Here is a 13,499-nt window from a genome sequence, read left to right as displayed (position 1 = left end):
TCCCAATCCCCAACTTAACGAGAACTACCCTTCAATATCAGATTGGAGTCCCAAGTATAGAAGCCGATTTGATTAGGAACCCTAGAGAATCTGCCTGTCCGATAGCCTCTAGATAGTTCATTCAGCACCTTATTTTTGATCTCTCTAATTTGCTGAGAATCTAGTTCTCCATAAATTCCGGCGATGACTTCAGCAACGCTGAAAACTTTACCTGGATTTTCTTCTAACAGAGAGGTGAGGGCATCAATTAAGAATTGACCCTCAAAGGCCTTGAGCATCGGTACTGTTTTTGTCGGGGGTACGAAAGGCTTCTTATTTTTGTTTTTGATACTCCTAGAAGCACCATTGCGATTACTTGGGGCTACCAAACTTAAATCTAGAGTATAACAACCTGGCTCATCGGGAATAGTTACCCAGTAATTCCTTTCTCTGCCTTGGGTGAGGGAAGATTGCACCCTACCTTTGACTACTTTGAATAGATGGGAATCTAACTCTCCATAAAGCGATCGCACGATAAAATCAATATGACAAACAGTCCCTATCTGCTCTTGCAATAGCTGTTTGATAGCTTCCATTCGCGAGAGGGCGTGCTGATACTGGGGTAGCATAGGAATTTCCACTACCTTCGTTGAACTATCGTTGTTCTCTGGAACGATTTTTGGAGATGTTGATGTAGTTAGAGGTTGACTCTCTTTTGTATCAACCCCAGCAGAATTATCTATCTCAACCTGATCTGAGTCTTTTCGTACTGACTCTACAGACTCTACCAAGTTGATTTCGTTGATGTCATCAAGGGGTGATAAAAACCGCAGAGAGCCTTCTTGGGAAAGATTTGAGGTTTCATCAGCCGCAGTCAATCTAGATATCTGCTTGTTCGGATCAGAAAAAGACCAGTTAGACAACAACGCTTCTACATGATCGAGTTGCGATCGCGCCTGCACAAAAAGCCGTTCATACTCTTCTGTGAGGCGAGCATAATAGTCTCGTAATTCTAACAGTGGTGAGAGAAAAGTCCCCGGAGGTGGTTCTAATTGTCCATTTTGAGTCATAAGGCGTCAATCAATTTAAATCGATGTCACTTTTGTAAGACATTGCTCTGGGTTTTGCTTTTTGAGATGTTGGCTGGGATTTCTTGGGCGCTTGGGGAGGGCGACATCTCTCACAATATAAAGGTCGAGGCCCGAAAGTCTCGCGCTTTGTCAGATCGTTACACTCTTTACAGACAAATTGGAAAACACGAGTATGAATCTGTCTTTTGTGCGCCCTGACAGTATATTCCCTAACATCAATGAATTTACTTGCCATAATCAGGAATTGTGAATTGCCGACGTTATCAATGTCCTATCAATATAGCTATTCAAGCAAATCAAACCGCATCAGTGTGTGTTTATGTAGAAGTTTTATTCAAATCAGTGAATTTGACATCTAGACATAAAGTGCAGATGAGCAACTTGAGAGTTAGCCATTGACTATCTTCTCAGCATATAATTGGTGATGAGCAAACACTACTACCATTCCTTAGGCGCAGGCGATTTTCATTGCCCTCATCAGAGAAATTGGGGATGGAGAAGTGCAGGATTACTCACTTTCACTTCCATCGATTTGCAAATCAAGCGATCGCCAGTGTGTCTAATTGCCCATCATAAAATTACCGCACTCCTAACCCCTCTTCCTCATGGTAGAGGGGTGATGTCTAACGAAGCCATTCCTGTCTAAAAAACAACCGCCTCCTAAAAACAGGAGGCGGTGATTTAATAAATAAGTTCGTAGTCAGGACTTTAGTCCTTGAATTACGAATTACTTAGCGTAGCGGTAGCGAGTATTCGAGCGTCATTACGAATTACGTTAACAGACTACTCCTGACTAGGAGCAGCAGGTTGCGATTGAGGTTGTTTGCGTAAACCGCGCAAAGATTCCCGCAACTTGTTTTGGCTAGCATTATCTCTTCGCCGCCGTCGATTTGTGGTTGGTTGTGGGTTTTGTGATGAATTAGTAGTTGCTCGTTCACGCTGGATGCGGCGTAAGGACTCTCTTGCAGTTCCTTGAGTGCGAGTTGTCCTAGCTCCAGATGGGCTTGTAGGAGTATTTTCGACTCTTTGAGGTTGCAACCGTCTACTAAATCCAGATATTGCTGGTTTTGATGGGGGTGACAACTCTCTGCGCCTGCGTCTTGGATTTTCCTCTGTGGAATTAGCAGCCCTTGTTTGCTGGGTTCTTTCTTCTGCTTGTCTTTGTGCCTCTCTTTGTGATTGCCGTTCTTGAACTTGGCGCGATCGCCGTGAACCTTTGATGGCAAATTCAGTCGCGATCGATACTCCTTGTCTACCTCCTTCTGCGGGTTTTAGTTTCCAGTTACGCGCTTGTCTAGCGGTTTCTTCATCTAAGTCGCGGTTTCCACTGGAGCGAGCAATCCGCACATTAGTAACATTACCTTGGGCATCAGTATCTACAGCTACTTCTACTCTGCCTTCAACTCCTCGCCGCCTTGCTGCCTCTGGATACTTGGCATTACATTCGCGGCAAGCTGCTCGACCATTTCCATTACCATTACCTGAAGTGTTAACTTTTGGAGGAGTTGGTGCTATTGGCGCTGTCGCTACTGGCAGACGGTTTACTGGTTCATTGCCTGTACCATTACCAGAGCCAGAGCCAATTCCTGAACCTGTACCACTGCCAATTCCACTGCCAGTGCCACTGCCAATGCCGCTACCAGTGCCAGTCCCAGTTCCACTACCAATACCACCGCCAGTGCCAGTCCCAGTTCCTCCGCCAGGGCCAGTACCAGTGCTTGTACCTACAGCAATACCACTACCTGAACCTAAACCAACACCAGAGCCACCACCACCCGCCGAAGTTGGCTTGGAATCTTCAGATAAGGCTGATCGTGGAATGGGTGCAGATTTCACAGGAACTTCTGGTTTGGTAGCAATTGCTTTTGGCGGCGTATTTGTCGGCTGTGGCTTCTGAGCGATCGCTGTAATCTGTTCTTGCTGCTGAATTTTTTCTACTGGTGGAGTTTCTATAGGCTGTTTTTGAATAATCTCTGGTTCTTTTTTTATTTCTTCTGGAATCTCTGCGATTGGTTTTTCTGGTTCGGCAGTCGGAGAATCCACGATCGCAAACTCTATTGGTTCTTCTTCTCCTGTGGGCACTCTCGTCAAATAATTACTGATGCCTGAGGACAGTACGCCGATATGCAGCGCCAGTGAACCTATTAGACTGTAAGTCAGAAAAGACTTGAGAGCCTCAACTTCTTTGGAACGTTGCTCGACAGTAATGCCGGAAAAGCTCATAGCTATTGCTACCTATTCTCACTAACTTAGTCATCTTAGAATGTACGGTTACAAATATCAAGTAAAAAATTAAAATTACTTGATATAGCCTTACGGAACCACGTACTAGTAAAAACATCTTTATCAAACTACTAACATCATGGTTTTCAGACAAAATTAATTTTTGTTTCAATTCAATTAAATTAATTTATATAAAATCAACAAACAATTAAATAAAATTCATGATAATTACATTTGAAAAAATTATCATTATATTTTATATTTTATTGAGAATAACTTTCAGCTTTTCGCTAGATTCTGGTAGTCTGATTTTGTACTGTGGATGAGGTTATAGAGGCACTACATGGGAATTCAAAATTTGTTTGCAGCAGGTGGTGTGGTCATGTGGCCCCTGTTGGCGTTTTCGGTATTGGGTGTGGCACTGATCATTGAGCGGATTCGGTTTTGGGTAAGGATCAATCAGCGTCAAAGCCGCGTAGTGCGAGATGTTTTGAATCTCTACCGACTCGATAATGTTGTCGGTGCAATGGATAAACTTCAGAAAAACGCAGATTTGCCACTCGCCCGGATTTTTCTGGCAGCTTTAGAATTAGAGGAGCCAAATCCAGAGGAATTTCGTTTGGCGTTAGAAAGCGAATCACAGGCTGAGATACCTGTGTTAAAACGTTTCCAAAACCTTTTTGAGACAATCATTAGTTTGGCACCACTGTTAGGTCTTCTTGGTACAGTATTAGGATTGATCGCCTCCTTTGCCTCCCTAAATCTTGGTGACGTGGGAGGTAGTAAAACAGTTGGTGTTACCTCTGGGATTAGTGAAGCCCTAGTATCAACAGCATCAGGATTGATAGTTGCTATTTTCATACTCATGTTTGCCAATACCTTTCGGGGACTGTATCAGCGGCAAATTGCATTAATTCAGGAGTATGGTGGACAGCTAGAATTACTCTACCGCCGTCGTTATGAAAGAGGAGAAAAAACTTATGCGTCTACCAGATGAACCAGAACTTCCGCTACAGATCAACATTTTGCCGATGATTGACGTGATTTTTGCAATTTTGACATTTTTCATCATGTCAACTCTGTTTTTAACGCGTTCAGAAGGTTTGCCAGTAAATTTACCGAAGGCAGCTACGGCAAAACAACAGCAAGTTCCCTCTAAAATTACGATCACGGTAGATGAACAAGGAGTAGTAAGCCTAAACAAGAAACAAGTTGCAGTTGATGATTTGACACAGCAAGTGCGGACTTTAATTGGTTCAAACTCAGAAATGTTAGTGATAATTAACGCTGATGAAAAAGTTGGTCACGGGAAGGTAGTGGCTGTGATGGATCGAGTCCGTGAGGTTCCAGGGGCAAAATTAGCGATCGCTACCCAAAAATAATAAGTATAAATATTACTTATCAATCAACGCAGAAGGCAGGAGGAAAACTGCCCTCTGCTTCAGTAAAGTGAGCAGAGGAAGCAAATCGACTACTGTTGACTTTTCAAGTAGGCACTAATTCACCAGGACGTAATTTTGACCACTTACCTGTTTCCCGCTTAAAGCTCAGACAACCAACAACATCCCATTCCATTTCAATTACATCATCTTGAGTCCGAATGTTGACATTGATAGAAGGTTCATTCGGATCAAAATCTGGTGTTTCGGTCAAGTGAGGCTGTTGGTGCTGCCCTTCTACGGCATGATAGGTAACACAGCTGTCTACATAGTGGCAATTCACGCAAATACACATAATAGAACCAACTCCAGGGGCCTTTATTGTTAATCTAACTTAAGCCCAACTGTTATTCATGAGTTGCTGGGTTGATTTTTATTACAATGCTTGAAGAAGAATTCAGAATTTAGGAGCAAAGCAAGGAAAGTCCGCCTTCGGTCAAAATCAACAGCGTGGGGGATTCAAACGCGCCACTGACAGCGTAGCTTCTACTTTTCTCTACAAGATGCTACTCGTAGCTTGCTTCACCGTAGGAGTACACAATCTAAAATCTAAAATCCAAAATGGTATTAGCTCCAGAAAATTGGCCTTTCAGCTTGGAATTATTGCCACAACCCGCTTACATGGTAGGTGGCGCTGTCCGGGATGCGATTCTGGGCAGAACTCGCGAATATCTGGATCTAGATTTTGTTATACCATCCAAGGCGGTAAAGGTAGCGAGAGCGATCGCTCATCATTACAAAGCTGGATTTGTCTTGCTTGATGCAAAACGACAAATTGCGCGTGTGGTTTTTCCCCACGCTACAGCTGATTTTGCACAACAGGAAGGAGATAGTTTAGAAGTTGATTTGCACAGACGAGACTTTACAGTAAATGCGATCGCTTATAATCCCCATACGCAAGAAATTATCGATCCTCTGCAAGGTTATGTAGACTTACAACAGGGCATTTTGCGAATGGTATCACCCGCAAACTTAGAAGATGACCCTTTGCGGTTAATGCGAGGTTATCGCCAAGCCGCCCAACTAGGTTTTACTATTGAGCCAGCTACCCAAGCCGCAATTCGTTCTTTGGCATCACATATCAGCAAAGTTGCAGCCGAACGAGTTAGGGTAGAAATTGGCTATCTGCTGGCAAATTCTCAGGGTACTCCCTGGATCACAAGTGCTTGGGAAGATGATTTACTTGCCCCTTTCTTCAAAAATGCCACTCGTGAAAGCTTAATCAAACTAGCAGCAGTTGACAATGCAGCTGCCTTACTCACCCAAAATTGGCAACAACTAGGGGCACAACTGCAAGAGTATGTCCGTGATAGTATCAAAACTACTTGGTTAGGTATTGCCAAACTTGCTTGTCTAGTCAACCCAAATCCAGAATTAGCAGAAATAGAGCTACAGGAACTCACTTATAGTCGTGCCGAAATTCGGGGTGTGACTACTGTTCTGAAACTATTACCGCAGCTTCAAGTAGTCGATATGTCTTTGCGAGAACAATACTTGTTGTTCCATAACGCAGATATTGTATTTCCTGCGATCGCAGTGCTAGCTGTAGCACTTGATAATTTTGTAGAGGCGATGTCTGGTGACAAGCCACTACACACAGCAAAGGGCTACCAAGTCTTAGCACCTTTGATTAACCGCTACCTCAACCCTGATGATCTGGTCGCTCATCCCACTCCACTAGTGGGCGGGAAGGAGTTGATTATAGCATTAGATATTCCAGCTTCGCCAATCATCGGCCAACTGCTGACAGAAATAGCCGTAGCACAAGCTGAGGGGAAAGTTTCAACACCAACAGAAGCGATCGCTCTTGCACGTCAGTTACTTGATGGTTAAATATACGTAATTTCTAATGATGCAACAGAGGCGATGCCTGTGGCGGGCTATCCATACGCAATTCTGGCATTACTAAGTAAATTCTTTGTAAGTGCGTACATCATATATGCTACTATTTGCTTGATAATGTGACTGCCTTGCGATGTTTTTCCTAAAATTCAGCACAGATGGATAACTCAATGAATCATACACCATCTGGTTCCTTTCATACCCTAGTTAGTAGCCTGAATACAGCGCCGTACATTGACTTAAGTACTTACCTTGAAGAATTCAGAAGCCAGAAATAAACCACCCATTCTAAATATCTGAAACCCTTGCAAACAATTACGAATTACGAATTACGACTTCCGCCTTGCGGTACTAGCCTTTTTTGGACAAGATTAACTGCTTATGAATGAACAACCTTTAATTTTGGTTGTAGAACAGAATCTACATGATTTAGAGCTACTTAATTCTCATTTAAGAATATTAAATTTTTCATGCATTTGTACTAAACAAGGAATGAGAGCTGTGATGTTGGCACAAACTCATCAACCAGATTTAATCATGCTAGATATGATGCTATCTAATTTGAGTCCCAAACGAGTCATTGATCACCTCAAACACGACTCAAAAACTGCTACTATCCCAATCATTGCAGTAACACCTCTAACAACGGCACAAGATGATGACTCGACGATGCTCACAGGATTTGATGATTGCATTACTAAACCATTCGATTTTAATCAATTAGAAGTGGTAATCAATCGCCATATCAGTCAGCTAAATTCTTTACATTTCCCTTGTTGGAATAGATTCGGCATTCCGAACATCAGGTAATTGATTTAAAACCACAATAATCCCAGTACGACCTGTTGCTAAATTTGTGTTTGTCATGAGGTCGAGTATAGGCTTACCAATAAGTTCTTCAATCAAACTTTTCAATTCTGATTTAATTATTTTTTCTAAATATAATCGTACTTGTTCAGCTAAACTATCATAACCTCCCTTCAATAGAGTTTGTTCAACTTGGGTAACGGATTCTTCTAGAGAAATTACAATTTCAGTATCAAAAAAATGGCAAATAATTTGACTAGGAGGCTTGCCTAGTCTATCATGATATAATTTTATGATTCGCTGTGATATTTCTATTTCTAATTGTCCAATATTAGCTTGTACCATTAGTAGCTACGATGTAATATTTATCGTTTAAGTATCGGCGATGAAGTATCCAATATTATAGTAGATGATCGGGAAATAGTCTGAGAAAATTAATCAATCTTGTGTATGAACTTGATATATCAACCTGATGTATTTGCTATGGATTTGTCTCTGAAAAATTCCCCAATTTGACGAAGGTGAAATTTGTTAATCAATGATTCGGATAATATTGGGTTAATCACTACATTGTTCATCATTTGCTTATAGTAATCAGCCTATTTTGTGCCAAATAAGCGGTCGCCAGCATCCCCCAATCCAGGAATAATATAGCCATGTTCATCCAAATGATCATCAATGGCAGCGGTATACAGCGGCACATCAGGATGTACATGACAAAAACGCTCTATACCTTCCGGCGCAGCGAGTAAGCAGACAAACTTAATTGATAAGGGATTAGTTGATTTCAGCCGTTCCACAGCTGCCACAGCCGAATTACCAGTGGCTAGCATTGGGTCTACCACGAGCATATCTCGCTGCTCAACATCATGGGGAACTTTGAAATAATACTCAACAGGAATCAAAGTTTTTGGGTTACGATATAAACCAATATGCCCTACCCGTGCTGATGGCATCAATTCCAACATACCATCCAAAATTCCTTGTCCCGCCCGCATCACAGAAACTAATACCAACTTTTTCTCAGGAGCAAGCATTGGCGCACTCATCGGGGCTAGTGGTGTTTTAATCTGTTCATATTTCAGTGGTAAATCCCGTGTGACTTCATAAGCCAACAATAGGCTAATTTCTTTAAGGAGAGTACGGAATTTTGTTGTACTAGTTTCAGCTTTACGCATCAGCGTTAGTTTGTGCTGAATCAATGGATGTTCAATTAGTGTTACTTGGTTGTGCATATTTTAGACAAAACTGGTTGAAATAAGAATTGTAGAAATCGTGTTGCATAAGACTTGGACATACTCTTAATAGATGGTATACCTGTAATGAGATTATGGGTTTGGTAATGCACCTTATATTTGACTGCATTTTGGGAATAGATTCTCCAAAACGTGCAGCTTTTAGAGTTGTGTATTACATGGCAAGTGCAAACAGCTTAATCAGAACATGGGCTGGGGGATAGAACCCTACATCGGGCAATCATACTACACCAATAGTTATATATCAGAATATTCTCTCAACTTAGCGATCGCTAAGTTTATGTAGTCTAAAAAGGGCGACGGCTAATCTCGGCTGGAAAAACAAATTGTAAGCTACAAAACCATCTTCAAGAATTAATTAATTCTGTGAAAAAATTATGGCAGCTTTTTTGTATCCAGTCTATACGATAGCCACTTTGGGGTTGGCGATCTGGGGAATCAGTTTATTTCAACAATCACACAGAATTACCACAATTCTGCTGATTGTCGTGCTATCTGGAATGTTCTACGACAATTTGATTGTTTCAGTGGGTCACCTAATTAATGAGGGTACTTTGCTGAAATTACTTAACCGCTTGCGCTTTCTATTCCACAGTTTATTTGTGCCATTGTTGGTAGTAATTGCTGTCAACCTAGCATACATTGCAGGTGTAGCGTGGGCGAATAATCCAATTGTGTACAAAGGTTGCTGGGCGATCGCTATAGGGTTGATTGTACTTGGCTTGGTAACTGACTTTCGACAACTAGAGCTAATACCGACAACTTTTGCTGGCACATTGCGTTACAAACCTAAAAGTTGTAGTGTGCCAGTTTTGACAATTTTCACAGCTTTGCTGGTTGCTGTGATAGGATTCTACATCTGGTGTCAAACACAATGGCTGTGGATGTTTATGGGAACGTTGATCATGCTTTTTGGAAATGTTTTGCCAAAGAGTATTTTTGGCCCTCTGATTGGTTCAGCGGTTGATTGCGTATTTATCCTGGCTATGTTTACAACGGAGTTAATGATGCCAAGTTAATTCGTAATTTGTAATTCGTAATTTTTGGGGAAATACTTGGTGTTCTAATACCAATTCTTTATGAAGCTGCATAGAATTCGATCCCCCCTAGCCCCCCTTATAAAGGGGGGAATTCAAAGTCCCCCTTTTTAAGGGGCGTGTTTTCAAACTATAACCACAAAATAATGGAGGCGATCGTAATCATAGCTGTATAATTTGCGGCAAGTTTTTCATATCGGGTGGCAATGCGACGGAATTGTTTGAGTCGGTTGATAGCTATCTCAACAATGTTGCGTTGTCGGTAGATTTCACGATGGTCATGATTTGGTTTACCAGTTTGGGGTTTTTGGGGTGGAAGTAACGGTTTTAACTTCTTCCACTGTTCGTTACTTAACTCGCCTCGATTCACTAACACACTATGCTTGCGATCACCTATTTTTTTAGGATACAACCAGTTTGAAAACACGCCCTAGACCAGTAACCTTAACTGAACCGCATTGTCCCATAGGCAACGAGACTAATTATCGAAATCTGAGATTAACGGAAACCTAAAATTTCGGAAATCGCCGCTACAATATCCAAATAAAAGTTGCCTTTCACTGCCCGAAACAACTCAAATTTAGAGTCAGGGGCACCAAAAAACGGTCTGAGAAACCATCCTAGCTGCATACCAACAAAGGCATAAAGCAATAGCCAGGATCTTAAAATAGTGGTGCGGGTTTTTTTGCCAACTTCATCTTGTTGAGAAAGTAATTGCATTCCTTCATAAAGAAATTTAACGCCAAAGATGCCTGTAATGCCAAAAATTAACACATTCAATAGTTTAAAAAACTGATAAGAATCGGGTGTAGTAATCAGAAAAAATAGCGTAACTGGTGCCAAGCTGAATAAAAGCACGCTAATCACTGACACAGAGGTGAGCAACACAACAAAATGCTGTTGAATGCTGCTCCGGGAACCAAACAAAACATTAAAAAAGAACAAAGTCGGGAAACAAATAATCAGTGTTAATAAATAAAATGCTGGCAGCTTAATAGCACCAGATAATGCCTGTGCCCAACTGTTAGATGCACCGATAATCGCACCATAGATTGCAAAGAAAATGGAACTAGTTACAAATAAAGAACTAATTTTATTTTGTAATCTTATCCCCAGACGAATTTCTTCTAAGAAAGACTGGCGATCGCGCAATAAACTAATCAATACACCAAATTGTTGAATCCCGCGATTTTTCTTGTCCAACATGATTTTATATTTTTATATTTTGTGGAATTACTAATGACTAATTAACGGATTCCCAAAAGATAGCTAATAGCTTGAATCACACTCAGATAAAAATTACCTTCTCTTTCGCGGAATAGTTCAAAGACAGAACCAGGTGTGCCAAAAAACGGTCTGAGAGTCCATCCTAACTGACTGCCTACGAAAGCGTAAAGAAATAGCCAAAATTGTAAAATCTTTTGGCGTGTCTTGCTCCCTTCATTATCTTGTTCTAAAACTAAACTCGTGGCTTGATATAAAGACGAAACACCAATAAATCCAGTTATGGCAAATATCAAGACATTTAACAGAATTAAAAACTGGTAATTATTGGTGGTAATCAAGAAAAACAGTGTAATTGGAGCAAAGCTAAATAAAAGTACGCTGGTGACTGAAACCGCAGTTAAAACTAAGGCTAAATGCTGTGCAAAAGTCCGCTTTGAACCAAAAATAATGTTTGCAAAGAACAACGTCGGGATACAAATCAAAAGTGTGATTAAATAAAGGGCTGGGAGTTTAATGGCGGAAGATAAAGCTTGCATCCAGCTATGATATGCACCAATAATTCCGCCATAAGCAGCGATAAATAAGGAACTGCAAACCAGCAGCGAAATGATTTTATTTGGTAATCTCGTACCTTGGCGAATTTCCTCTAGAAATCCTTGGCGATCGCGCAGGAATCCAATCAGCACTGCAAAGTATTTGATTCCTGATGATTTCCGTTCAATCATGTTATCCTCACACAGAGATTATTCAAGTTTCATCTGAGTAATCACCGCCAGAACCATACTTCCAGGCATCAATCAAACGATGCCAATAATATTGTTGTTCTTTTGGTTGATTCTTAATCCATGTTTCTAGCATTGGACTTAGCGAAAGCAAGGCAGTGTATACACCTAAATTACTGTAATGTAACATCCAATCTAGCAAACTTGCCAAACCTACTTGCGGAATTATCTTGGCAACTATTACAGGATGATATAAACCAGTTTTTAACAGTGTTTGGGTTAGTGCCGAAAACTGCACTATATCTTGTAAAAATGGTTTTAGCACTGGTGTACCTAACTGTTGCATTTCCTGAAATACCGCTGAGAGTAATTGGTTAATTTGATCTGGGGCAATTTTCTGATTTACACCCACACTCATCGCCCTTTGAAACAACCAGGTAACAGTCAAACTCGGCTGATAGGGTTGCAGCAGTGCTAAGGCTTTTGCAGATAATTGTTCTGTTTCCAGCGCTTCGGAAATGCCATAAGTTAAACGCTTCAAATGACGCACCATCGCCCCAAAACCACCAAAACTCAAGGGCGATTGACTACCACTACTATCTCCGGCTGGAAGAATGCGATTCCAAGGAGTTTTTAAGGGACTTTGGCGATAGGTGGGAAAGAAACCAAATAGTGCCCGTTGAAATTTCAGTTTGCTCAACTCCACTCCCTGATATTCTGGTAAGAGACGCAGATATTCTTCAAATAGAGCTTCTAAACTCAAACGTTGGGGTTCTGCATCCATGTAGGTAAACAAGTAAGTGGTTCTGCCATCCCTAGCTGGAAAAGCTTCCCAGAAGTACTGACATTGATTCTGCAATGATGTGAATGATAACAACAAGTCGCCTGAGTGATTTTCCGGAAAACCTTGGGCGCAACTTCCTACAACCAAGCACAGCGCATCTGGTTTTTTGCCTTGGCGTGCTTGTTGAGTGATGGGTGAAAAATGTCCCATCGCGTCGATTAATAACCGAGTTTTGAATTGGTTATTTACCATCACCCCATCGGGATGAACCACTGCTTCAGTAAAGGGTGTGTTTTCTAACAACTTTCCCCCGGCGGCGAGAAATCTAGTTTTCAAGGTAGCTAGTAGATAAACTGGATCTACGCCGATATTCAAGACATCCTCTACCCAAACTTCTGTACCGCCAGCAAAACTAACTCGTGCTGGGTTATATTGAGTTGCGATCGCACTCTCTAATTCTTCCTCAGTCAGCAAGTTCAATTCCACAAATACATCTAATTCTTTGCGAGAAATATTCCACTCTTGTTCCCTCCCCCGCAAAATACCGCGTTCTAGCAACGCTACCCGCAGTCCCTTCACCGCCAAGGCGCAACCAATTAAAATGCCTAAAGTGCCACCGCAGATAAGCACATCGAAGTCTACGATACCTAAAGGCTGTTGATTTTCTTTAACTAACGTTGGTACAGGTGCGGTGTTTTCTCGCCCAGATGTGAGAATGCGATCGCTTTGGCGTAATCTTCCTAAAACATCACCGGGTAATTGGGAAAGAATTTCTTCTGTTAAAGACATTTTGAAAAAACTCAACTCTACATTCCAAAACTACCTGAGAATGAAGAAAGTAGATGAAAATTCTAGATCCAAAGACGCGATAAATCGCCGTCTCTTGCCTTAACCGAACCGTATTGCTTTATACCAATTTAAAAAAATAATGCGACAAACAAACCATTTGTAGAGACGCGATTCATCGCGTCTTCGATTCATCGCGTCTTTACCCAAGGATGTCTTGCAATCATTAATTGAATTGGTATTGGCTTAAATTTATCCCATAACAAACCGAATAGTTTTGCTCGCAGGGAATAATTTTATTACCCG

General features: G+C 41.3%; 16 protein-coding genes. 6 read left to right on the top strand and 10 right to left on the bottom strand.

The genetic code is table 11. The features are described from left to right. Positions 1 to 14 precede the first annotated feature (14 nt). Both RRG12_RS31195 and RRG12_RS31190 read right to left on the bottom strand, forming a co-directional pair. Complete coding sequence (locus tag RRG12_RS31195; RefSeq protein ID WP_420761876.1) at positions 15 to 1,049, bottom strand: hypothetical protein; 1,035 nt, start codon at positions 1,047 to 1,049, stop codon at positions 15 to 17. 10 nt (positions 1,050 to 1,059) lie between these two features. Beyond that, positions 1,060 to 1,305 carry a hypothetical protein gene (locus tag RRG12_RS31190; protein WP_084227393.1) on the bottom strand — a complete coding sequence of 82 codons (246 nt, stop codon included), beginning with the start codon at positions 1,303 to 1,305 and terminating at the stop codon, positions 1,060 to 1,062. Between the two features lie 189 nt (positions 1,306 to 1,494). On the opposite strand from RRG12_RS31190, the gene RRG12_RS31185 reads away from it, so the two are divergent. After that, entirely contained in the window at positions 1,495 to 1,716 is a 222-nt protein-coding gene (locus RRG12_RS31185) for a hypothetical protein (RefSeq protein ID WP_420761875.1), read from the top strand. 137 nt (positions 1,717 to 1,853) lie between these two features. Here the strand turns inward: RRG12_RS31185 and RRG12_RS31180 are convergent, their stop codons facing one another. Beyond that, on the bottom strand, positions 1,854 to 3,293 hold the full coding sequence (locus RRG12_RS31180) for a TonB family protein (RefSeq protein WP_420761874.1): 1,440 nt from the start codon (positions 3,291 to 3,293) through the stop codon (positions 1,854 to 1,856). Between the two features lie 343 nt (positions 3,294 to 3,636). Between RRG12_RS31180 and RRG12_RS31175 the strand changes: the two genes are divergently transcribed. Both RRG12_RS31175 and RRG12_RS31170 read left to right on the top strand, forming a co-directional pair. Further along, the gene (locus RRG12_RS31175; protein WP_420761873.1) at positions 3,637 to 4,290 is read left to right on the top strand and encodes a MotA/TolQ/ExbB proton channel family protein; all 654 of its coding nucleotides are present in this window, start codon (positions 3,637 to 3,639) and stop codon (positions 4,288 to 4,290) included. After that, positions 4,274 to 4,675 carry an ExbD/TolR family protein gene (locus RRG12_RS31170; RefSeq protein ID WP_069074637.1) on the top strand — a complete coding sequence of 134 codons (402 nt, stop codon included), beginning with the start codon at positions 4,274 to 4,276 and terminating at the stop codon, positions 4,673 to 4,675. The genes RRG12_RS31175 and RRG12_RS31170 overlap by 17 nt, the downstream gene beginning before the upstream one ends. A gap of 103 nt (positions 4,676 to 4,778) precedes the next feature. On the opposite strand, the gene RRG12_RS31165 is transcribed toward RRG12_RS31170, so the two are convergent. After that, complete coding sequence (locus tag RRG12_RS31165) at positions 4,779 to 5,027, bottom strand: Ycf34 family protein (RefSeq protein ID WP_069074638.1); 249 nt, start codon at positions 5,025 to 5,027, stop codon at positions 4,779 to 4,781. Positions 5,028 to 5,293: 266 nt separating this feature from the next. Between RRG12_RS31165 and RRG12_RS31160 the strand changes: the two genes are divergently transcribed. Continuing rightward, positions 5,294 to 6,565, top strand: coding sequence for a CCA tRNA nucleotidyltransferase (locus RRG12_RS31160; protein ID WP_420761872.1), 1,272 nt, complete (start codon positions 5,294 to 5,296; stop codon positions 6,563 to 6,565). A gap of 390 nt (positions 6,566 to 6,955) precedes the next feature. Further along, entirely contained in the window at positions 6,956 to 7,384 is a 429-nt protein-coding gene (locus RRG12_RS31155; protein WP_069074640.1) for a response regulator, read from the top strand. On the opposite strand, the gene RRG12_RS31150 is transcribed toward RRG12_RS31155, so the two are convergent. Further along, the gene (locus RRG12_RS31150) at positions 7,337 to 7,726 is read right to left on the bottom strand and encodes a DUF2294 domain-containing protein (RefSeq protein ID WP_069074641.1); all 390 of its coding nucleotides are present in this window, start codon (positions 7,724 to 7,726) and stop codon (positions 7,337 to 7,339) included. The genes RRG12_RS31155 and RRG12_RS31150 overlap by 48 nt on opposite strands. 254 nt (positions 7,727 to 7,980) lie before the next feature. Further along, positions 7,981 to 8,616 carry a uracil phosphoribosyltransferase gene (gene upp, locus RRG12_RS31145; protein WP_420761871.1) on the bottom strand — a complete coding sequence of 212 codons (636 nt, stop codon included), beginning with the start codon at positions 8,614 to 8,616 and terminating at the stop codon, positions 7,981 to 7,983. Between the two features lie 398 nt (positions 8,617 to 9,014). Here upp and RRG12_RS31140 point away from each other — a divergent pair, with 398 nt between their 5' ends. Continuing rightward, entirely contained in the window at positions 9,015 to 9,656 is a 642-nt protein-coding gene (locus tag RRG12_RS31140) for a hypothetical protein (protein ID WP_420761870.1), read from the top strand. Positions 9,657 to 9,804: 148 nt separating this feature from the next. On the opposite strand, the gene RRG12_RS31135 is transcribed toward RRG12_RS31140, so the two are convergent. The 4 genes from RRG12_RS31135 to RRG12_RS31120 form a co-directional block, all read right to left on the bottom strand. After that, positions 9,805 to 10,101, bottom strand: coding sequence for a transposase (locus tag RRG12_RS31135; RefSeq protein WP_420761869.1), 297 nt, complete (start codon positions 10,099 to 10,101; stop codon positions 9,805 to 9,807). Between the two features lie 71 nt (positions 10,102 to 10,172). Then, positions 10,173 to 10,880 carry an actin-binding WH2 domain-containing protein gene (locus tag RRG12_RS31130; protein WP_069074644.1) on the bottom strand — a complete coding sequence of 236 codons (708 nt, stop codon included), beginning with the start codon at positions 10,878 to 10,880 and terminating at the stop codon, positions 10,173 to 10,175. Between the two features lie 41 nt (positions 10,881 to 10,921). After that, positions 10,922 to 11,626 carry an actin-binding WH2 domain-containing protein gene (locus RRG12_RS31125; RefSeq protein WP_420761868.1) on the bottom strand — a complete coding sequence of 235 codons (705 nt, stop codon included), beginning with the start codon at positions 11,624 to 11,626 and terminating at the stop codon, positions 10,922 to 10,924. A 22-nt stretch (positions 11,627 to 11,648) separates the two neighbouring features. Beyond that, positions 11,649 to 13,196, bottom strand: a complete 1,548-nt coding sequence (locus RRG12_RS31120) for an FAD-binding oxidoreductase (protein ID WP_420761867.1) — start codon at positions 13,194 to 13,196, stop codon at positions 11,649 to 11,651. Between the last annotated feature and the right edge of the window lie 303 nt (positions 13,197 to 13,499).

The organism is Nostoc sp. CALU 546, from assembly GCF_048836525.1.
Note: the sequence above shows the minus strand (reverse complement) of the source record. Positions and strands in the feature narration are given on the sequence as shown.